The organism is Clostridium sp. AF32-12BH, assembly GCF_003477935.1.
Taxonomy (GTDB): Bacteria; Bacillota; Clostridia; order Lachnospirales; family Lachnospiraceae; genus Brotaphodocola.
Genome location: NZ_QUEH01000004.1, coordinates 1 through 20954, shown reverse-complemented (window position 1 = coordinate 20954; position 20954 = coordinate 1). Strand labels below are relative to the sequence as shown.

Annotated in this window: 18 protein-coding genes; 4 read left to right on the top strand and 14 right to left on the bottom strand. The window is 48.9% G+C overall.

Annotated features, from left to right (window positions below; genetic code table 11):
* Window positions 1-9: 9 nt before the first annotated feature.
* The 4 genes from DWZ40_RS04775 to DWZ40_RS04760 all read right to left on the bottom strand — a co-directional run bounded on the left by DWZ40_RS04775 (window position 10) and on the right by DWZ40_RS04760 (window position 6155).
* Window positions 10-1179, bottom strand: coding sequence for a TolC family protein (locus DWZ40_RS04775; RefSeq protein WP_182431617.1), 1170 nt, complete (start codon window positions 1177-1179; stop codon window positions 10-12).
* A 30-nt stretch (window positions 1180-1209) separates the two neighbouring features.
* Complete coding sequence (locus DWZ40_RS04770) at window positions 1210-4251, bottom strand: efflux RND transporter permease subunit (protein ID WP_118541274.1); 3042 nt, start codon at window positions 4249-4251, stop codon at window positions 1210-1212.
* A 27-nt stretch (window positions 4252-4278) separates the two neighbouring features.
* Window positions 4279-5451 carry an efflux RND transporter periplasmic adaptor subunit gene (locus DWZ40_RS04765; RefSeq protein WP_118541272.1) on the bottom strand — a complete coding sequence of 391 codons (1173 nt, stop codon included), beginning with the start codon at window positions 5449-5451 and terminating at the stop codon, window positions 4279-4281.
* 71 nt (window positions 5452-5522) lie between these two features.
* Entirely contained in the window at window positions 5523-6155 is a 633-nt protein-coding gene (locus DWZ40_RS04760) for a TetR family transcriptional regulator (RefSeq protein ID WP_118541270.1), read from the bottom strand.
* Between the two features lie 267 nt (window positions 6156-6422).
* Here DWZ40_RS04760 and DWZ40_RS04755 point away from each other — a divergent pair, with 267 nt between their 5' ends.
* Window positions 6423-7346, top strand: a complete 924-nt coding sequence (locus DWZ40_RS04755) for a LysR family transcriptional regulator (protein WP_118541268.1) — start codon at window positions 6423-6425, stop codon at window positions 7344-7346.
* 83 nt (window positions 7347-7429) lie between these two features.
* Here DWZ40_RS04755 and DWZ40_RS04750 read toward each other — a convergent pair whose 3' ends face one another.
* From DWZ40_RS04750 to DWZ40_RS04705, 10 genes are all read right to left on the bottom strand, one after another.
* Window positions 7430-8935: a tripartite tricarboxylate transporter permease gene (locus DWZ40_RS04750; protein WP_118541266.1), complete on the bottom strand. Its 1506-nt coding sequence runs from the start codon at window positions 8933-8935 to the stop codon at window positions 7430-7432.
* A gap of 15 nt (window positions 8936-8950) precedes the next feature.
* Window positions 8951-9448, bottom strand: a complete 498-nt coding sequence (locus tag DWZ40_RS04745; protein WP_118541264.1) for a tripartite tricarboxylate transporter TctB family protein — start codon at window positions 9446-9448, stop codon at window positions 8951-8953.
* Between the two features lie 476 nt (window positions 9449-9924).
* Window positions 9925-11169 (bottom strand): NAD(P)-dependent oxidoreductase, encoded by a 1245-nt coding sequence (locus tag DWZ40_RS04740; RefSeq protein WP_118541691.1) that lies wholly within the window; start codon window positions 11167-11169, stop codon window positions 9925-9927.
* Between the two features lie 315 nt (window positions 11170-11484).
* Entirely contained in the window at window positions 11485-12465 is a 981-nt protein-coding gene (locus tag DWZ40_RS04735; protein ID WP_118541262.1) for a mannonate dehydratase, read from the bottom strand.
* Window positions 12466-12590: 125 nt separating this feature from the next.
* Window positions 12591-13514, bottom strand: a complete 924-nt coding sequence (locus DWZ40_RS04730) for an alpha/beta hydrolase (RefSeq protein ID WP_118541260.1) — start codon at window positions 13512-13514, stop codon at window positions 12591-12593.
* Between the two features lie 34 nt (window positions 13515-13548).
* Window positions 13549-14007, bottom strand: coding sequence for a DUF3237 domain-containing protein (locus tag DWZ40_RS04725; protein ID WP_118531654.1), 459 nt, complete (start codon window positions 14005-14007; stop codon window positions 13549-13551).
* A gap of 17 nt (window positions 14008-14024) precedes the next feature.
* On the bottom strand, window positions 14025-14918 hold the full coding sequence (locus tag DWZ40_RS04720; protein ID WP_243035202.1) for an alpha/beta hydrolase: 894 nt from the start codon (window positions 14916-14918) through the stop codon (window positions 14025-14027).
* Between the two features lie 215 nt (window positions 14919-15133).
* On the bottom strand, window positions 15134-16627 hold the full coding sequence (locus DWZ40_RS04715; RefSeq protein WP_118541256.1) for a tripartite tricarboxylate transporter permease: 1494 nt from the start codon (window positions 16625-16627) through the stop codon (window positions 15134-15136).
* A 21-nt stretch (window positions 16628-16648) separates the two neighbouring features.
* Window positions 16649-17152, bottom strand: coding sequence for a tripartite tricarboxylate transporter TctB family protein (locus DWZ40_RS04710; RefSeq protein ID WP_118531648.1), 504 nt, complete (start codon window positions 17150-17152; stop codon window positions 16649-16651).
* An 82-nt stretch (window positions 17153-17234) separates the two neighbouring features.
* Window positions 17235-18341 (bottom strand): tripartite tricarboxylate transporter substrate-binding protein, encoded by a 1107-nt coding sequence (locus DWZ40_RS04705; protein WP_118541254.1) that lies wholly within the window; start codon window positions 18339-18341, stop codon window positions 17235-17237.
* Between the two features lie 252 nt (window positions 18342-18593).
* Between DWZ40_RS04705 and DWZ40_RS04700 the strand changes: the two genes are divergently transcribed.
* Genes DWZ40_RS04700 through DWZ40_RS04690 form a run of 3 tightly spaced genes read left to right on the top strand, consistent with a single transcriptional unit; the run spans window position 18594 to window position 20702 of the window.
* Window positions 18594-19601 carry a LysR family transcriptional regulator gene (locus DWZ40_RS04700; RefSeq protein WP_182431616.1) on the top strand — a complete coding sequence of 336 codons (1008 nt, stop codon included), beginning with the start codon at window positions 18594-18596 and terminating at the stop codon, window positions 19599-19601.
* A complete protein-coding gene (locus tag DWZ40_RS04695; RefSeq protein WP_118531643.1) occupies window positions 19583-20467 on the top strand; it encodes a LysR family transcriptional regulator in 885 nt (294 codons plus the stop codon). The genes DWZ40_RS04700 and DWZ40_RS04695 overlap by 19 nt, the downstream gene beginning before the upstream one ends.
* Window positions 20448-20702 (top strand): transposase, encoded by a 255-nt coding sequence (locus tag DWZ40_RS04690; protein WP_243035201.1) that lies wholly within the window; start codon window positions 20448-20450, stop codon window positions 20700-20702. The genes DWZ40_RS04695 and DWZ40_RS04690 overlap by 20 nt, the downstream gene beginning before the upstream one ends.
* Window positions 20703-20954: the final 252 nt, after the last annotated feature.

Here is a 20954-nt window from a genome sequence, read left to right as displayed (position 1 = left end):
TTCACCACCTTATGATGCATTTGCCAGTCCGTTTAATACCCAGTCATAAGACTGGATTGCCTGGAGCAGATTGTATTTGGCTGTCTGGGCCTGGATCACGGCAGAATCATACGCATACTTTTTATTCAGATAATCCAGTCTTCCCAGCATGCCAAGCTGATACTGACGTTCGGTTGTCTGCATGGTCTTCTCCTGCAGTTCCGACTGAGCCTGTCTTAAATCCATGGTTGCTTTTGCCGCCAGTACATTCTGGTAGCTGCTGGTCACTGCAGCGCCGATTTTCTGGGTATCTTCCCGGATTGTTTTTTCCAGGGTTTCTTTTGTATCTTCGCTCTTCGCGTTTTCCAGCTTGCGTTTGTTGATCTTCATGGTATAGCTGTTTTCCACTGCCTGCGCTTTGTCCGCTTCCGGATTCATGGCTGCGATCCGGCTCACATCCGGGTCCGGCAGGGTCCCAACCTCTGGTCTGCCATCATGCTTCCAGCCCAATGTTACAAACAGTTTCTCCTGATTGTTTTCAATGGTATTCTGGTCATCCAGGATTGCCTTATTGGCGTTTCTTAAGTTTTCCTCGGCAGTAAGCACATCCACATCCGTTGCCATGCCAAGAGATTTCTGGGTCTGTACGCTCTGGATGGTTTCGTTTAACAGTTCCTGATTTTTCTGATCCAGTTCCAGCTGCAGCTGGTTCACATAATATGCGATCATCTGCTGCTGCGCATTGGAGGTCAGCATCGCCTCAGCAGAAGCATAATTATAGTAGTAGGTCATATAATCATCGACTGCTTCATCTGCCGACTTTCTCCAGCTGTCAATCTGCATTTCACTGGTAACGATCTGCGTCATAATGGATGCATAAGAAGCATCGTCTACATCCGGATAGCTTAAGCTTGCCTCCAGGTCGTCTGCCAGTTCCCGGTAGCGGTCTGCCCATTTCTCGTTGGTATCGCCGTAATCCTTGCGGAACTTGCCAAGATCGATGGCATTCTTCTGTACCGTCGCATTGTATTCATGGACGAGGTCTGCGATCTCGTCGTACTCAATCTTATTGTCCTGGAGCTTTGCCCACTCCTCAGCGCTGCGGGCGAACTCCGGGCTGGCGGCAAACGCCGCAGTCGGCGCCGCCGTCATCATGACTCCGGCAAGGGCCAGAGACAATGTCTGTTTGAATCGTTTCATTATAAACATCCTCCGAAGCCGTCTGGCTTATTAATCGTAATGGGGTTCCGGTTTCTTTTTCTGGCTCATAACCTCATAGTAGATCGGCAGCATTAAGAGTGCAAGCACAGTGGAAGCCACGAGACCTCCCACATCTACCAGGGCCAGACCCTGCATGCTCTTACCGCTGTCACCGTAGGCCAGCGCCATCGGGATCATGGATACAATGGTCGTTAACGTTGTCATCAGGATCGGGCGCAGACGGGTCGCACCAGCCTCGATCAGAGCGGTTTCGCGGTCCATCTCACTGCGGTACTGGTTTACGGTATCGACATAGAGGATACCATTGTTTACTACGGTACCGACTAACATCAGGAATCCAAGCAGGGATACCATACTGATCGGGCAGTCCGCCAGGTATAAAAGTCCGAAGGAACCGATCAGGGAGAACGGAATAGTGGTCATGACCATCAGCGAGAACTTCGGTGACTCGAACTGTGCTGCCATGACAACGAAGATCAAAAAGATCGCGGTGATGATGGCGGTACCCAGGTTGCCGAACTCTTCCTTCATGCTCTCATCCTGGGAGTTTAAGGCACGGGTGATGGTCGGGGTCAAATGCTTGCTTACAACTTCATTATATAATTTGTTCTCGATCGCATCGATCTGGCGCGCATCGTCGGTCGCTACATCGCCGGTGATGGTCACCTGATACTGCTTATCTTTTCTGGTAATGGTATTCGGGCTGTCCTGGAATACCACATCGGCCACATCGGCAAGGGCCACGGAACCGCCTGCATTATTCGGAAGTACAATGCCCTTTAACTTGTCGATGGTGTCGTACTCATCATCCGGGTACTCTACCATAACACTGACATCGTCACCGTCTACGTTTAAGGTCGTTGCCTCTTTGCCGCCCAGCATGCTGCTGACGGTACCTGCAATCTGAAGCGGGGTGATATTCTCTGCATTCGCCTTCATGGCATCGATGTTCAGCTTGACAACCGGCGCTGCGTTCTCCAGGGTACTGTGTACCTTGGATACTTCTGGACGCTCCAGAAGTTCTTTGGTGATCTGGTCAGATGCATCCTTTAATTCATCGTACTGTGTACTCTGCAGGATGTACTCAATGCCACTGTTGCTGCTCATCATCGAAGAGGACGATGCGATATCCATGGAGATATTCGCACCTGCGATCTGGTTTAAGAGCGGCTTCCACTCCTTGATGACCTCATTGGTCTCTCGCTTTCTGTCATCCTTCAGATAGACAGTCAGCGTTGCGCCGGAACTGGTCATGGCAGACATACCACTTCCGCCGGATGTTAACATGTAGGAATCCAGATCTGCATCTGCCGTTATGATCTTCTCTACCTGCGCGTAAATCTTATCCTGTTCTTCCAGGGTCAGACCCGGGCGGGTCTCGATGGAAACGGAAATCTCACCGGTATCATCGGAAACCATCAGCTCCATGCGCAGCTGGGAAGCCATCCAGAAGGCAGCCACCAGCAATGCAACGGAAGTGAAGATCACGGTTTTCTTTTTCTTCAACAGCACCTTCATAATGCCGCGGTAACCATTCTGCATGGCACGGATCAAAGCACCGACTGGAGATTCCTCTTTCTCCTGCGGACGATAGAAACAGTAGCAAAGCGGAACAATGGTCATTGCACTGATGAGGGATGCCACCATACAGAAAATGATCGTAAAGCCTAACGGCTTGAACATCTGGCCGGTCAGACCCTGAAGCAGAGCCAGCGGCAGGAATACAACACAGGTGGTCACGGTACTTCCGATAATGGACTGCAGCACAATGCCACTTCCCTCTAGGGCAGCTTCCCGGTATCCCACAATGCCTTTTCCCTTGGTGGAACGGAAGCAGCTCTCCAGCACTACGATGGAGTTATCTACCATCATACCTACACCAAGTACCAAGCTCGATAAGGTAACTACGTTTAAGGAGAAGCCCATAACCTGGATCAGGATCAGGGCAGCCAGGATAGAGATCGGGATCGAGGTACCAACGATCAGGGATGCCTTGATCTCACCAAAGAACAGGAAGATGATCAGCATGGAAACCACAACTGCCATCACCATGGTCTGCATAACACTCTTTAAAGAAGAAGTGATGTTGTCACTGGTATCGTTTACGGTAACGATCTCCAGGTTTTCATCGGCATCCATCAGGGTTTTGATGGTCTGCTTTACGGACTTGGAAACATCAACCGCAGATGCACTCTGCTGTTTCTTGATGCCGATGGAAATGGTATCCTCACCATTGTAGCGCGCAATACTGTCGGCATCCTCCTGCGCTGTCTGAACATTCGCGATATCCGACAGATAAATGACATTGCCGCCTCCAACGGTCAGCGGAATGGTCTTTAACAGTTCTTCGGTGCCATACTCGGTTCCGGCACTGACAGAAAGCTTCTGACCACCCACAATGGTATCGCCGGACGGATAAGTAAAATCTGCACTTCCGATGGAAGATGCCACAGAAGCAAGGGTTAAGTGATACTGTTCCAGTTTTTCCGGAATCAGTTCTACCTGGATGTACTCCTTCTGTCCACCACTGATGCTGACATCGGTAACGGTCGTGATCTTCTCAAACTCCGGAACGATCTTGTTGTTTACATAGTTATAAAGATTGGACTCTGCTTTATTATTGACCGCGAGAGACATGGTATCCATCTCGTCGATATTTAACTCCATGATGACCGGAGCATTGCAGTCATCCGGAAGATCGCCCTCTATGGCGTCCATTTTCTTTTTTAAGTCATCGTATGCTTCGTCAATATCTTTACCATAGTCATACTGGATGATGACCAGGGATACGTTCTCCATGGAACGGGACTGGATCGTATCGACACCGCTTAAGGAACCGATCTCATCCTCGATCTTGGTGCTGACCAGGTCGTTCACGTCCTCCGGGCTGGCACCCGGATATACGGAATATACAATAAGTACCGGCATATCCATGGTCGGCATCAGCTCCAGCTTGGATCCAAGCACGGACTGAAGACCGAACACGATCAGGCACAGGATTACCATGACCACGGTAACCGGCCGCTTCAGGACTGATTTTGTTAATCCCATTGATGTTTTCCTCCTTCTGCTTTACCCTTAGTTACCTTTTGTCTCGGCAGCTGACTCAGTGCTTTCTGCATTTTCGGCGGTCTGTGCGCCATCTGCTGCACCGCCCTCAGCATTCTGTGCATCGCTTTCCGAATCAATGGAAGCCGCTGCAGCCGGATCTGCCTTCTGTACCTGGGAACCCTCATAAAGTTCAGAGCTCCAGGTCGTGATGACTTCATCGGAAGCATTGATTCCGGAAAGGATCTGTGCCTTCTCAGAATCATAAAGACCAACCTCAACCGGAACATAATGTACGGTTCCGTTGTCGTATGTATACACGTAAGCATCTCCACCGGAATAGTAAACCGCATCAACCGGAATGGTCAGCACGTTATCTGCACGGTCAGAAATAACGGAAAGCTTGGTGGTAGAACCGGTTGGGAGCGCATCGCCGTTTTCCACGGACGCCTTTACCTTAAAGAGTCCGGTGGAATCGTCAATCATGCTGCTGACCTCATTGATGGTGCCCTGGTAATCGGTACCATTCTTATCTACGCTGATCGGGTCGCCTACATGCAGCTCGGTTACCACCTTCTCCGGAACGGAAAAGGTGATGGACTTGCTGCCCGCGCCGGAAATCACGGCCAGAAGCACCTGGGAGGCCACATTATCGTGAACCTCAATGTTGCAGGTCTCCACCTTGCCGGAAATCGGTGCAGTCACGTTTGCAAATTCCACCTGATAATCATAGTTCAGCTTTGCGGAATCATAGGAGATCTGGGCATTCTTGGCCTGAGTCTGGGCCTGCTCAAACGCTACACTTGCGATATCGCCTGCAGCAAACAGGGCCTGCTGGCGGTTTAAGTTGGTGTTCGCGTCATTCATAGCCTGCTGTGCAGATTCCATCTGGAGTCTTGCTGCCTCCACCTGCTTGGTATCGATCTTGCAGATCGGCTGTCCCTCCTGGACCATGTCGCCTGCTTTCACAAACACGTCGGTGATCTCACCGGCTGCCTTCGGGTAAATATAGACCACATCAGACGGCTCTACCTTGCCCACCAGACTGCGGTACAGTTCAATACTTCCGGTCTGCGGATTCTCCACATTCACAACCGGGATCAGGGTTTCCTCTTCCGTCTGCTTGCCGCGGCTTAAGCTCAGGCCTGCCACAACCGCAATCGCCGCAACTACCACTCCTGCAATTACTACTTTCTTTTTCATAGCTGTCTCCTCTTATCCTCGTCTTTTTATGGGTTATTGCTGTTCCTGTTCACTTGGGCGTGACCAGCAGCTTATTTTTTTAACACGCCATACTTTAATACTTCCATCGCATCCCGGTAGCGGATCCGGATTGCTTCCAGATCATCCGGGTCCTGATAGTAAGCCCGGATAGCCAGAAGAAGGGATACCATACCAAGCTGCATGACGGTATCGAGTTTCTGTTCCGACTGCACTGCAAAATCCTCCAGGCGGATTTTCTTTAACAACCATTGTACGGGGGACTCCTCTGGTTTTATTCCTCCCATCGGCGGTTTGCAGCCAAATTCAATACCAAATGCACTGGTATTCTCCTGGTAGGAAAATACATGCTTCACCACCTCGATCATTTCCTTCGACTCCGTCAGCTGGCGGATCGTAAACTCAAACAGCCAGTCTAACATGGTAAAAAAATCACCGCCATTACGGTTCAGCTCACTTTCGCAATAATCCTTGAGCTGTGCTGCATGATCCTCAAAAATATAGCGGACCACATCCTGCTTGTCCTCGAAATATGTGTAAAAGCTTCCGCGGGAAATATCCGCATTCTGAATGATCTGGTTAATAGAAGCCTTATCAAACGGGACTCTTGCGAATTCCTTGATGGCTGCTTCCCGGATGATCTGCTTTTTCGCTTCCGGAAGACGGTAAAATCGCTCCGTAGGCATGCTTGCACCTCCTTTTTGTCATTTTTGTGACAATCTGTCACTTTTTTACGTGACAATATATCACATTATAATGACAGACTGTCACTTTGTCAAGCATCTGACTTTAAATTTATCATTTCTTTACACTTTTCTTACGGCTGCATGCAACCAAAGCTTTGTGTTTTCTGTTACAATAACGGCAAACAAGCAATCATTTTTTTCCAGGGAATTTTCCCTGACATGCTTAATAAGCATAATAATATCTGAAATAAAAAACAGAGGAAGATTATGGATACCAGACAAATCGAATATATCTTAAAGATCGCGGAAGAAAATAACATTACCAAAGCGGCAGAAAAACTGTTTCTGACCCAGTCCGCCTTAAACCAGCAGCTTTTAAAGCTGGAGCGCGAACTCGGCACCCCGCTGTTCCAGCGCACGAAAAACAAATGGTGTCTGACCGATGCCGGGCGCATCTACGTGGAAGGTGCCAAAAAAATGATGCAGATCAAGAAAAACACCTATAACCAGCTTTACGATGTCTCCCGTCTGTGCAAAGGCACCTTAAACATCGGTCTGTGTCCCAGCCGGGGGCTCGACATGTTTACCGCCATTTACCCGGAACTGCACCGTTCCATGCCAAATCTCACGATACGCCCTCTGGAAATGCGGGTATCCGCCCAGCAGGCTGCCATTGCCTCCGGAGATCTGGATATCAGTTTTCAGGTTCTCTCCCGATCAGACTGGTCTAAAAACCAGTACCAGATCCTGGGAAGCGAAGAACTGATCCTCATCATACCGGCGATCCATCCGATTGCCCAGAAAGCTGCACCGCCCGGTGAACCGCTTGCCACACTGGATTTAAGTGAGATTCGCTATGAGCCCTTTGTGCTGATGGACCGCAATTCCACACTCCGCTCACTCTGCGACCAGATTTTTGCCCGCAGCGCTTTTCAGCCGGATATCCTGTTTGAGAGCAACAGTACTGCCGGAATCGTATCCCTCGTCGAATCCACGATCTGCTGCGGGATTGTCCCCTGGTACTATGTGCGAAATCCATCTGAAAAACTGGTCTGCTTCCGTCTTCCCGGACACCCCAGCTGGGATGTTACCGTCAGCTATGCCACCTCCGGTTACTTAAGCGTCGGCGCCCGGGAATTCATCCGACTCGCAGACAACTGGTGGAAGGGGATACAGCCGGAGCGGATCTGAACGAATACTATCATGAACGTAACAGGACCGTGGAAGTTGCCGAAGGCAACTTCCACGGTCCATCGTTTTTTTAATCCTATTGTTTACATCGCGGCCTTTTTCACTTTGTATGCTTTGAGTTCTTTCACAACCGTCCATACGAGCACTCCGATCGCAATGAAGAAGAATGCATCGAAGATCGGTCTGGTGAAGAATGCACCGAAGGATTTATACTGCATGATGCCTCGTCTGAGGTAGGTTTCCAGCATCTCACCGATCAGGAAGCACAGTACAAACGGTGTGGTCGGCAGGCTGAACTTATGATAAACATATCCGACGATACCAAAGATCAGAATGGACTGCACATCGAAGATACGATTGTTGGTTGCATAGGCACCAACACAGCACAGAACGAGGATCAGCGGAAGCAGAATGTGCTTCGGCACTTTTAATACCTGCACAAAGCCCTTGATACAGGTCCACTCAACTACCAGCATGATCACGGTACACAGCATGCAGGCTGCAAAGATTCCGTATACGACATCTGCATTTTTTACGAACAGCAGCGGTCCTGCAGAAAGGCCGTGGATTAAGAATCCGCCTAACATCATTGCGGTTACTCCGTCTCCCGGGATACCAAGTACTAAAAGCGGGATCATGGCACCGCCGATGGTCGCATTGTTTGCAGATTCGGTTGCTACGACGCCATCCGGGCAGCCCTTACCAAATTCTTCCGGATGCTTGGACATGTTCTTTGCTGTTACATAGGAAAGCATGCCGGATGTGGAACCGCCGATTCCCGGAAGGATACCGATACCGGTACCGATCAGGGCAGAGCGGAAGAAGTTCGGGAGATGGTAAACAAACTCCTGCCAGCTAAAGCCAAAGCCTTTTACCTTTTTGATCGGAATGGTATCAACACGACCGCCTTTCATACTCTCCGCGGTAACCAGGATATCTGCGATCGCGAAGATACCGATCAGAGTCGGAAGGGTATCGAATCCGGCCATCAGGTTGGTGCTTCCAAAGGTAAAACGCGGGGTGCCGTCGATTGGCGCCATACCAACCAGCGTAAACATCAGTCCGAACAGACCAGCCAAAAGTCCGCGGATCATATTTCCGGAAGAAAGGATTGCCACCATCGTCAGTGCGAAGAAGCAGATACCGAAGTTCTCAGCCGGAGTAAATTTCAGTGCGACATCTGCAAGAAGCGGTGCACAGAATGTTAAAATAATGAAAGAGAAGATGGAGCCGAGTGCTGAGAATACAATTCCAAGTCCCAGCGCCTTCATGGCCTCGCCCCGTTTTGCCATCGGATGACCGTCAAAACAGGTTGCAATGGAAGAGGCCGTACCCGGCATGTTTAACAGAATCGCGGAGATCAGGCCGCCGGAAATACCGCCAATATAAACCGCTACCAGGGTATTCATGCCCAGGGACGGAGTCATACTGAAGGTAAGCGGCAGCATCAGCGCCACAGCCATGGATGCAGAAAGTCCCGGAATCGAACCAAACACAATACCAATCGCAACACCGGCAATCATCATAAGGATGGAAACCGGATGCAAAATACCGATAAATGCATTTCCTAAAAGTCCCAATGCCTGCATAATCTTTCGTCCTCCTTATAAACTAATGGTAAAGATACCAGCCGGCAGTACGATCTTGAATCCATAACGGAACAGGAAAAATACAACCAGGGTAAACACTACGTTGATTACGAGCAGCCGGATCATGTGCTTTGCATCGCGCTCCTCATCCGGTGACAGCACTGCCATCTGCAGCATCAGATAAGCCAGGGTGGAAAGAATGAATCCTACCGGCTGAAGCACAAACACATAGATCAGCACCAGGATGATACTGGAAATCACACGCTTATAATCGCAATCCTCAGGTTCTGCGTGCTCCAGTTCCTTCCCATGCATTTTGAAATTCTTGATACTTAAAACTGTCAGGATCGCTGCCAGGACGAATGTAACCGAACCAATCACCATCGGCATGAAATCCGGTCCGATATCCATGACCTTGGATTTCGGAAGCATCTGTGCCATGATCATCAGCATGGCGGACAGTGCCATGAAAAATACGCCAACCACAATGTCTCCGTACTTCTTAAAAAACATACCTCTCATCTCCTTTTTATTTTCGGCACGGTTTTCGCCAGATCCACTTTATTCCGGATGTGTGTGCTTTCCCTGCATCCAACACCGTTTCCGTGTATTGTCCGCACTTTCCGTACCTCTTACCCGGATTATAACAACACGGTTTTCAAAATGGAAATTCGCCAAACTGTGATTCCATAAAGTTTTTCTAAGAGTTTAAATCCTGTTAAAATCCAGAATTTTCCATATAGATTCCGTAATGGAGGCATAAAGAAACCATATAAAAAGAAGATTTTCATGTTCATATTTCTAAATGTGCAGAAAAAAGTGCAAGATTTCATAATATTCCGAAATCTTGCACTTTTGTTTTTCAACTGTTCTGTTTCCGAAAATCACCGCTCCGCTGCCCTGCATCCGGTGCTTTCTACTTGCATTTTGGTTTTTGCTTTTTTGTTTGCTTTCATTCTTTTGTTTTGTTTGCTATCGTTCTTTCGTTCCTACACATCCGCGCCCGGCATCTGGTTCAGCTCCCCGCGCATATACTTGTCCATCGCATCCGCCACCATCTTGGCATACGCGGTTGCCTGCACAACGGTCTTGGCTCCCAGCACCACATCCCCTGCCGCAAAGATGCCCGGGTGGGTCGTCTCGCCAAAGCTGTTGGTCACAAGCAGACCATTCTCGGAAGCTTTCAGACCTTCCGTGGTATTGACCAGCTTGCTCTTCGGTCCCTGGCTGATGGAAATGATCACGCTGTCTGCCTGTACCTGAATCGGAGTTGGCTCGTATCCGCTGATCTTTCCTTCCTCATCGAAGAGGACTTTCTGAAACACCGGACCGTCATCATTGATCTCTACCGGCTGATAGCCAAATGCCAGCTCTGCACCATCGAGTTTTGCGTAGGTAGTTTCGTGCTCACTTGCCTGGCTGCTCAGTCCTCTTGCATAAAGCGTTACATGGCGGCTTCCCTTGCGCAGTGCAGTTCTCGCCACATCCATGGCGGAGTTGCCCATACCGATGATCGCCACATGATCGCCAAGGTCATAGGAATCCGGATTCGCCAGGTAATCGATCGCAAAATGAACATTTCCCAGGGATTCTCCCTTGATTCCCAGTGTCTTCGGTCTCCAGACACCGGTTCCGATGAAGATACTCTGGTAACCATCACGGAACAGATCTTTGATCTCCAGCGCTCCGCCAATCGTCGTATTCGGACGGATCTTAATACCGATCTCGCGCAGCTTTACTTTGTAGCGCTCCAGAATCGACTTCGGCAGGCGGAATGCCGGGATGCCGTACTGAAGAACCCCGCCGATCTTATCCCTGGAATCAAAAATCGTCACACCGTATCCCTTCTTTGCCAGAAGGATCGCAATGGTAATGCCTGCAGGACCCGCACCGATCACGGCAACTTTCTTTCCATTCTTCGGCTGGCAGGGAATCTGCATTTTATCAAAATAAGTATCGGAAACGTAATTTTCAATGCTGCTGATGTGGACCGGCTCACCCTTGCGTCCCAGCACGCAGTGTCCCTCACACTGCTTCTCATGGTTGCAGACCAGGGAACAGATCATGGACATCGGGTTGTTCTCAAAGAGCATCTCCCCCGCCTCATTTAAGTTTCCTTCTTTAAATGCCTTAATCATCATCGGGATCGGGGTATGGATCGGACATCCCTGCATGCACATCGGCTTCTTACAATTCAGACAACGGTTAGCTTCATCAATTACATGTACTGCCATAACATTCTCTCCCTTTTTCATTCAGCTGTCTTTTTGCAGCTTCCATTTATTCTTCATTTTTCTCAATTACATGCTTATTTTATACCTTTTGTATTCTGTATACAAGTTAAGTTAAAAAGGAAACGAGTATTTTTTAATTTCATACATACACCGAGCATTCGCCCGCAAAATTGCACAAAAACAGGCCGGATTTTCCAAAATTCCGACCTGTTTTCCTACTTTTTCGCCTTTCTTCAAGCTCGTTAATTAACGAACGTTCCGCGTTTTCCCGCGCTGCTTTTCTGCGCCTGCACATTACCTTCTGCGCTTGCAGCTTTACTTTCCGCTCTCGCGCTTCACTTCCTGCTCTGCCGCATACAGAAGCCCCTTCATATATCCAGTGGAATATCCGTACGCACCCGCCATTCCTCCGAATTCCGGAACGCCGTGGGATGCGTGGTCTACCGAAATCAGCGCGTCGCAGCCGCAGCGCACCAGCTGCTTCATGATCTCATACATGTCTGCGTAGCCATCTTCCAGAAGTACTTCCTCAAAATATGGCATCGGAGCACTTAAGTTGCGGAAATGGACAGCCAGCACCTTGCCCTGCTCCACAAAATAACGGATGTCTTCCATCAGGTTGCCAAACTGCTCCCCTGCTTCCAGCCAGCAGCCCACGCAAAGTTTCATGCCCAGATACGGGCTGTTTCCAGCCAGTTCAAATGCACGCTTAAAGCCATCGCTGTTGTAAATGAGGCTCGGTACTCCCATGACACAGGCAGCTGGCGGATCATTCGGGTGAAGCGCCATCTTTACACCGGCTTTCTCACATACCGGGAGTGTCCGGTCCAGAAAATATTTGAAATTATCCCAGATTTCTTCTTCCGAATAAACCCGTCCATGGCTCGCCTCCCGCTTTGCGATCTCCTCCATGTCTACGATCCCGCTGACAGAACCGCGGGTATGTTCTCCTACCCGCTTGTAGGAACGCACTGCACCGTCCGGCTGCCATGCCAGGGAGCAGACCGGAATCTTACACTGTCCCATAACCGTAGTAAACTGGTTATAGCGCGCAATCTGCTCGTCCCGGCCTTCCAGTCCCAGATGAATGATCGGGTTTTTAAACACGGAAAAGCTTCCTGCATCCGTAATCTTCAGATCAAACTTTGCCATGCGCTCCTGCAGGCGGGACACACGCTCATAATCCCAGTCGTTTTCGTGAAACATGACCGAGATATACTCCACGCCCATCTCCCGGTAAAACTGAAGTTCTGCATCGCTGGCAGTTGACCACATCGGTACCTGTACTTTCATCATATTTCTGATCCTCTTCTTTCTTTTTGGGATTTGCTTTTTTACTCTGTTACAATCTACTTTTTGAAAAAGCCGACTCTGTTGTTTTGTGCAGCAAAGTCGGCTTTGAAACTGTCATGTTTTAGATTTTATTTCAGATTTTTATCAAAGAACGCGCAGATGATTTCCTTGGTCTCCGGCTGGAAGAACTCTTTGGTTCCATGTCCGGCGCCTGCAAGAATGTAAAGATCTGCACGGTCCTCCATGCCTGCCTCCACGATCTTATCATAGAATTCCTCACTGATGGAGCACGGAACCAGCTTGTCGCAGTCTCCATGCAGGATCAGCATCGGACACATCTCTTTGGTCAGAATGTACGGCGGGCAGAACTCTTTGGAACGCTCTCTTAAGGTTGCCGGGTCGCCGCCCATCAGTGCTCCCTCATGCGTCTCCGCCATGGATTTCCAGCGGAAATTCGGGTTGGTGGCAATCTCATGCTCATCAATCTCGATCAGCTTTAAGAAATCAACCGGTCCGAACATATCGCAGCAAGCCTGCACTTTGGAAGAATAGCCGCTCCACTCTTCACTCTCATACAGATCGGAGTTCATGGCAGCCAGTGCAGAAAGATGTCCGCCTGCAGATCTGCCGATGATGCCGATGCGGTCCGGATCAATCTCATACTCATCTGCATGGGCACGCAGGAAACGGATCGCAGTCTTTACGTCGATGATCTGGGAGGGCATATGTGCTTCGGCACTGCTGCGGTAATACATGGAAGCAACCACGTATCCGGCATCTGCTAAAAATGCCATCTCCGCTACCATCAGGTTCTTATCGCATCCACGGTATCCGCCGCCCGGAACCCACAGAATTGCCGGCTTCGGAGTCTTGTCGTCTGCCTCATCGTCATGTCCGGATGCCAGACGCATCTCGCTGTTTCCGTTCTGCAGCATGATGGACATCTTCAGCTCCATCTCATTGCCTTCGAGGTCTTTCTGTCTGGAATATACGATATTATCAATAAAGTTAATGCTCTTTCTTGCCCTGCCCGGTTTGATTACTTTTTTCATAATTCCGGCTCCTTTCTGCCTGCCTCACTTATGCTTACATCATTTTATAAATCTTAATATTGACACCACGGACTCCGTCTACGGTGCTTCCGGAAAGACTTCCGACATAGACACCATAGTTCAGCCACTCATATTTTCCTCTTGGTGCATGGAAGGATGGACGGGTCTGGATGACGCTGTTCTTCTCCTGGTCTGCATATTTATAGCCAAGGTTTTCGATGGCAATGTAAACACCGTCATCGGTCTGAAGCAAATATTTTGCGAATACGGTTCTGGAGCTTACGGTATCCTCCGTGTCTCCGCCGACTCCCATATTCCAGTCTGCCCCGCCCGGTACAACACGGCCGCGGAGCTTCTCGCCCTCAAAATGGCCGCCTTTGATCTGGATCACCTTTAAATATCCCCAGTCATTGCCTCCGACAACCAGTCTGTCCTCCTCCGGACAATCTGCACGAAGCTCCATAACCAGTTCTGCATCTAACTGAACGTTCATCGATTGTTTCCTCCATTCTACAGGGATGCCTGTTTGATCGTATCAATTACAAGCTGCTGTCCTTCTTCCCACTCATCCGTGCAGTGAACGATGAAGCCGTGGTAAGAATTTAAGAAGCATTTCTGGGTAACTTTTACTCCGGCCAATACCAGACGTCTTGCATAATCCGCATCCTCGAAACGGAAATTATCATGTCCGGCACTGGTGATCAGCGCTTCCGGAAGCCCTTTTAACATCTCATCGGTTGCTAAAAACGGGCTGCAGTACGGATCCTTTAAGGTTTCCGGATTTCCGTCTGTGTAAGCAAGGCTGAACATTCTGCCGCGCTCTACCGGGATCATGTTGGTTGCTGCCTCCGGCTTGTCTGCCGGGTCAGTTACCATATCGAATGCGCCATAATCCAGAACCTGCAGGCAGAACTGGAACTCTTTGGTCTGGTTTGCCTTTAAGCAGACAGCGGCAGTCAGGTTTGCACCTGCGCTGTGTCCGCCCATGGATACGCGTCTGCTGTCCGCATCCCAGTGCTCCAGCATGGAAAATACCCATCTGCATACTTCATAGGTCTCGTTGAATGCCTTCGGGTACGGATACTCCGGAGCCAGGCTGTAATCCACATCCACAACGATTCCCTGGATCGCATCTGCCACCTTTGCAGAGTAGATCTCATCTCTCAGTACATGCGGGCGTACAAATCCGCCGCCGTGTACATTGATATGTACCGGGCAGTTTTTGGTACGGTTTTTCGCTGTAAAGATATAGCATGGAACCGGTCCCTCGGAAGTTGTTACTTTGACTTCTTCGCGCTCAGCCAGGTCCAGGTTCTTTTTGTATTCCTCGGTAATGTTCTCTTTTGCCACACTCTTGCCGCGGAGTGCCGCGATCATGGTCTCTTTTTGTTCCTGTGTCAGCATCACTTGTCCTCCATTCATGTCATTCAACGTATTCTGATTTCTGATTTATTCTGTCTTTCTCAATTTTTCTAATTTTCTTAACGATTTTCCGATTTTTGGCAGTAAGAAAGCCGAAGCCTATTTCTAGCTCCGGCTTCTCACCTTATCTCACTGCTGTTCTAAAAACAGTTTGGTTTACATCTCTTGTTGCCGACCTATATCGACACCCATTCTGCCTAGTTTGCTGCTGCTTTCCGTTTCTTCAGCATTTTTGTGATGATCGGTCCAACCACACTGTAAACAGCGATCAGGATGAAGATCAGGGAAATCGGACGGGTTACGAAAGAAGTCATATCGCCTCTTGCGTAAGAGCAGCCCATACGGAAGTAACTCTCAATCTTGCTTCCCAGAATGAATGCAAGCATTAACGGGGTACCCGGCATCTTGAAGAACTCCATCAGGATACCAACGGCACCGAATACCAGTACCAGGTAAACACTGAACATCGAGGTAGATGCGGAGTAAGCACCTAAGAAGCAGATCATGAGGATCGCGCTGTAAAGGTAATGGTACGGAGCCTTTAACAGCATTGGGAACCAGCGTTTGGTAAACAGCTCGGTTACAAAGATGAGGATTGCAGATACCAGTATGGTTGCAAAGATCAGGTTTGCAAGGAGCGGGTTGTTCTTAATGAACATCGGGCCTGCCTGCAGTCCGTGAATGGTCATGGCAGACATTAACAGTACGGTGGTTGCATCGCCAGGGATACCAAGAGCGATCATCGGGATGATTGCGCCGCCGACACCTGCGTTGTTTGCAACCTCGGTTGCCCAGATACCTTCATCGATACCGGTACCGAACTTCTCCGGATGTTTGCTCATCTTCTTTGCCTGGCCATAAGCGATCAGGTTGGAGATACCGGAACCCATGCCCGGAAGGAAGCCGATCCACAGACCAATGAACAGGGAAGTGATAATAGTCTTTAAGTTTGCTTTGAAATCTTTAAAGCTAAGTCCAAATCCCTTTAAGGAACCTGCATCTACTTCCGGCATATCCAGATTGTTCTTTGCGTAGCTGGTTGCTACCTGCTGCAGTGCGAAAGTACCCATCAGAAGGCAGACAACGTTGATACCGCCATACAGGTTGGTATTCTTAAAGGTGAAACGAAGCTGGTTGGTAACCATATCGGAACCAATGGTAGAAAGCCACAGACCAAAGAATGCAGCTAACAGACCTTTGAAAATGGAACCGTTGCTTAAACCAACTACCATGGTGATTGCCATCAGGCAAAGGCTGAAGTACTCCCACGGTCCAAGCATCAGGGCAACATCTGCAATGAAGGTAGAGCAGAGGGTTGCAACGATGATAGAAACCAGGGTACCGATAAAGGAACCAGTGATACCGATGGTCAGCGCACGTGCTGCCTGACCTTTCTGGGTCATCGGATAACCATCATAACAGGTACCGATGGAAGCTGCGGAACCAGGGATTCCGACTAATACTGCTGCGATGAAAGAACCGGATACACCGCCGACATACATACCAAGCAACATTGCAAAGCTTAAGTTTGTGTTTAATGCGAACGTCATCGGCAGGATCAGGGTGATACCAAGACCGCCGGAAAGACCAGGGATTGCACCAAGTACACAGCCGACCAGGGAACACAGGTACATCATGATGAAGTTCATCGGCTGGAACAAAACGCCAAGTGCTGAAAGATAACTAGCCATTTTCTATTTCCTCCTTCTTGCTTACGGCATCTTAATGCCAAGGGAACTCCAGATCAAACCCTTCGGAAGCGGGATGTTGAAGCCCTTGGTAAATCCGAAGTAGCACAGGCTGCCCAGTGCAATGCTGAATACGATTGCAAATACAAGGTTGATCTTCTTGTCCACTTTCAGGGTCATGATGAACATCATCATGCCAACCATGGCAGTGATCCAGAAACCAATTACGTTCATGGCTACGCAGAATACGATACACTCAACCATGATCAGTGCCAGACGTTTCCATCCTGCTGCATCCAGGTAAGGAGCAGCGCCATTTTTGTTATCTTCTGCTTCTTTTTTACCATCGAAGATCATGGACAGAACTGCCATGACGATCATGCCGATCGCGGAAATGTACGGGAACAGCTTTGGTCCCGGCTCGTTGGAAACCAGTTTTTCCGGAATCTGTGTGGTCTGGAACAGAACCCACAGAGCCAGAATGATAAACACAATACCCATGATATAGGTACGATTCAATTTTTTCATAGGAAATCTCTCCTTAAAAAGAAATCCGGCTGCCCGTAAGGACAGCCGGACATGTTTTTTAGTTTCGTTTCTGTTCGGTTCTTTAGCGAACCTTCAGACCCATGGAAGATACAAGGTCATCCTGGAATGCCCACTCGTCATCCAGAGCTTTCTTGGTATCCTCATAGTTTACAGCTGCAATGTAGGTAGCCATGGAGTTGTTGCCATCGATGAAGGACTGAACTTCGCTGGCTTTGCACAGAGCCTCGTTGATTGCCTCGCAGATCTCATCCGGAGTATCCTTCGGAGCCAGTACATAGTAGTTGGAATCCCAGGTTACATCGATACCCTGCTCCTGGGTAGTAGCGAACTTCTCATCCAGCTCAGTACCAACCAGCTCACTCATGTTCTCAAGGGTTGCTACTTTCGGTCCAAGGCTTCCCAGTACGGTAATCTTGTTGTCAGCATCGTAAGACTCTGCGTTCGGGATAGAGCAGTTTGCAATATCGATAGAACCTGCTGCAACGTTGGTCAGCTTATCAGCCTCGGAAGAGCACTGTACATAGTTTACGGAGTTTGCATCACCGGTCAGAGCCTCAACCAGGGAAGTGAAGAGCACCTGGGTGGTACCGCCTAAGGAACAACCGATAACTACCTGACCTGGGTTAGCTTTGATATAATCAGCCAGCTCTGCAAAGTTTTTGTACGGAGCGCCCGGTTTTGCGATGATGGCCTGCGGACCGCCCTGGTTCATGATACCAACAACCTTTAAGTCATCTTTGATGTTAACTTCAGAAGAACCAGCAAGATACTGGATGATAGCGCCGCCGTGGCAAGTAACCAGGGTTAAGCCGTCTGCTGCTGCGTTCTTGGTGTGCTCCATACCAACTTCACCGGTATCGTAGTTGGTTACAACGAAGTTTACGCCTGGGCAAACCTCGCCAAGAGCCTGGGTTAAATAACGGGTGTACAGGTCAGTACCGCCGCCTGCTTTTGCCGGAACGTCGATGTAAACGTTGTCGCCGGATTTCCACGGACCTACTGCATCGCCTGCTGCTGCGGTATCGCCGCCCTCTGCTTTGCTCTCTGCTGCTGCAGCGGTCGTTGCTGCTGCAGTGGTCTCAGAGCTTGAGGATGATCCGCATCCTGCAAGGCTTACTGCGGTCAGACATGCTGCCATAGCTGCTGCAAATAATCTGTTCTTTTTCATAGTGTTTTCTCCCTCTCCTTTTTTCTAATTCATAACAAATAATTATAGTTTTTCCCGATTACCTGTTATGAAAAAATTTACGATTTTGTTTCTGATGAGTCAATCTGTATTTCTTTTCTCATCTATGTCTGTATTATAATACACAATATGACGATTGACAAACAGGTTAATTTTATATATCATATAAGTAAAAGTTATACATCGTTGCTCCTGCGTTTTGCACACAGCGATGCTTGTTATGGAGGCTGTCACATGAATACCAGACAACTTACTTATGTGCTTTCGATCGCCGAAACCGGCAGTCTGTCTGCTGCTGCCAAAGAACTCGGAGTATCCCAGCCGGCGCTCAGCAAATACCTGGCAGAACTGGAAGACGAACTGGGAACGGAATTATTCCTTCGTTATAAAAAACAGCTGTATCCAACCGCTGCAGGGAAAATCTATCTGGAAGCCGCTACCCGTATCATCGGTGTGAAAGAGCAGACATATCAGATGATTTCCGAGCTCTCCAACGGTTACCAGAAAACCTTGCACATTGGCGTGACTCCGCTGCGCGGTTCCATCGCCATCGCCCAGATCTTCAACCAGTTTCACCGCCGTTACCCCAATGTAAAAATCGAGATGAAAGAACGTTATATGGCAGGACTGCGCCGCGCCATCCAGGACCACAGCGTCGAACTGGCACTTGGCACCTGCAACGACCCGGACGAACCCGATATCATCCATACTTCTTTCCATGAGGAAGAACTGGTTCTTTTCGTTCCTTCCTTCCATCCACTTGCCTACCAGGCAAGCCAGGACCTCGATCACCTGACCGCGATCGATATCCGCAAATTTCAGGATACCCCGTTCCTGCTCGCTACAGAAAATTCAACCATACGGCAGACTGCGGATATGATTTTTCAGCAGAACCAGATGCAGCCGACCGTTGTTTACGAATCCGACAACAACCTGATCTTAAAGCACATGGCAGACCAGGGCGCCGGTGTAGCGCTGCTTGGACGCGGTCATGTGGAGCCTTCCAAAAACCTGGTCTACTTTTCTTTGAAACCGTCTTATTCCGTGCATATGACCATCATGTCCGCTCCCGATCACATTCTGAGCGAGGAAGAACGTTTCCTGATCTATTTAAACTATCTGCAGGAAAGCAAACGGGCAAATTACCGTTTCAATCCGAATGCCAATGCCAAAAGACTTTTAGAAGAATACGAATTATATGATACGGAACGGAGAACCCACACATGGACACCAAAATCTTAGAATATGTCATTGCCATTGCAGAAGAAAAAAGCCTCAGTAAGGCAGCCGAGCGTCTCTATCTTTCCCAGCCAGCACTCAGCCAGCGGTTAAAAAAGCTGGAAGACGAGCTTGGAACCCCGCTGTTTTTGCGGGAAAAGAACGGTCTTTCCATCACCGATGCCGGGAGAATCTATATCAATGGGGCACATTCTATCCTGCAGATCAAGCGGGAAGCCTTAAAAAAGATTTCCTCCATGAGTCGCAGTAATAAAAACACGCTCCGTTTTGCCTGCGCGACCTCATCCGCCATCGAATGTCTGCCTGCATTCCGCGAACTATATCCGGACATAGAGATTCTGTCCCAGCGCTGCAACAGCCCAAAGGCCAAGGAAGATCTGATCATGGGCAGGGCAGATCTTGGGATTGTGCTTACTGCATCCTTAGAGCACACCGTTTTGGAATATCTTCCATTGTGGACCGGAGAACTTCTACTCGCTCTCCCGGATGGTCATCCGGAAGTCTCCCAGGAAGAGATCCATGCCGGTAATTTCGAAAAACTCCGGGATGATTACTTTGTTCTCACCCACGCCCCCTCTTTTGCCCGTGACAGTGAAGAACAGATCCTCCGCGCGATGCAGCTGCAGCCCAACGTCATCTGTGAGGTCGAGGATAATGTTTCCCGCCGCTATATGTTAAACAAAGGACTTGGAAATGCGTTTGTACCAGGCGATTCCCACCACGAGGGGGACACCTTCCGCACGTATTCCCTCAATCCTCCGTTTACCTTTTACATTGTAGCCGCTTACCCAAAGACCTGTACGCTTTCTGAGCCTATGAAGCAGCTGATCCGGCTTCTGCTGACGCATTTTGAACATTCCGCACTGTAAAAAAGATTCCAACGGCTTCTACGTCTATGCCAAACCTAATCTTTGCGATACTAAAACAGTCACCAAATATATCAGCCGCTATCTTAGACGCCCTGTCATTGCCTTAAACCGCATTGATTCTTATGATGGTAAAAATGTTACTTTCCATTATCATCGCCATGAAGACAATGCTTTTGTTAAAAAATGTATCCCTGCACTGGATTTTATTTCTTTGCTCATCCACCAGAAGGTATGACAGCAAAACTCGTTAAGAACATGTCGGATTCAGACCTTTTGGATATGCACTATTTTCTAACTGAAGATGATGACTGGGATGGTGAAGAACCCGAAGAAGGTTTCTATATCGACTTCTTTCAGTAATTGTCTTGTTTTGGTGCCCGCATAAAAGCGGGCATTTTTAGTATGACTTCCTCCGAGTGGAGGAATTTCCTATCATACGAAAAAATGGGGCTGTCGCACTAACGTGCGGCAGCTCATTTTATATATC

Coding starts and splice junctions, on each gene's coding strand:
- DWZ40_RS04740 (WP_118541691.1), bottom strand. CDS start 11,169: ATGGCAGTACATGTAATTGATGAAGCTAACCGTTGTCTGAATTGTAAG.
- DWZ40_RS04755 (WP_118541268.1), top strand. CDS start 6,423: ATGGATACCAGACAAATCGAATATATCTTAAAGATCGCGGAAGAAAAT.
- DWZ40_RS04770 (WP_118541274.1), bottom strand. CDS start 4,251: ATGGGATTAACAAAATCAGTCCTGAAGCGGCCGGTTACCGTGGTCATG.
- DWZ40_RS04750 (WP_118541266.1), bottom strand. CDS start 8,935: ATGCAGGCATTGGGACTTTTAGGAAATGCATTTATCGGTATTTTGCAT.
- DWZ40_RS04695 (WP_118531643.1), top strand. CDS start 19,583: ATGGACACCAAAATCTTAGAATATGTCATTGCCATTGCAGAAGAAAAA.
- DWZ40_RS04705 (WP_118541254.1), bottom strand. CDS start 18,341: ATGAAAAAGAACAGATTATTTGCAGCAGCTATGGCAGCATGTCTGACC.
- DWZ40_RS04745 (WP_118541264.1), bottom strand. CDS start 9,448: ATGTTTTTTAAGAAGTACGGAGACATTGTGGTTGGCGTATTTTTCATG.
- DWZ40_RS04725 (WP_118531654.1), bottom strand. CDS start 14,007: ATGAACGTTCAGTTAGATGCAGAACTGGTTATGGAGCTTCGTGCAGAT.
- DWZ40_RS04760 (WP_118541270.1), bottom strand. CDS start 6,155: ATGCCTACGGAGCGATTTTACCGTCTTCCGGAAGCGAAAAAGCAGATC.
- DWZ40_RS04720 (WP_243035202.1), bottom strand. CDS start 14,918: ATGCTGACACAGGAACAAAAAGAGACCATGATCGCGGCACTCCGCGGC.
- DWZ40_RS04775 (WP_182431617.1), bottom strand. CDS start 1,179: ATGAAACGATTCAAACAGACATTGTCTCTGGCCCTTGCCGGAGTCATG.
- DWZ40_RS04715 (WP_118541256.1), bottom strand. CDS start 16,627: ATGGCTAGTTATCTTTCAGCACTTGGCGTTTTGTTCCAGCCGATGAAC.
- DWZ40_RS04765 (WP_118541272.1), bottom strand. CDS start 5,451: ATGAAAAAGAAAGTAGTAATTGCAGGAGTGGTAGTTGCGGCGATTGCG.
- DWZ40_RS04730 (WP_118541260.1), bottom strand. CDS start 13,514: ATGAAAAAAGTAATCAAACCGGGCAGGGCAAGAAAGAGCATTAACTTT.
- DWZ40_RS04700 (WP_182431616.1), top strand. CDS start 18,594: ATGAATACCAGACAACTTACTTATGTGCTTTCGATCGCCGAAACCGGC.
- DWZ40_RS04735 (WP_118541262.1), bottom strand. CDS start 12,465: ATGATGAAAGTACAGGTACCGATGTGGTCAACTGCCAGCGATGCAGAA.
- DWZ40_RS04710 (WP_118531648.1), bottom strand. CDS start 17,152: ATGAAAAAATTGAATCGTACCTATATCATGGGTATTGTGTTTATCATT.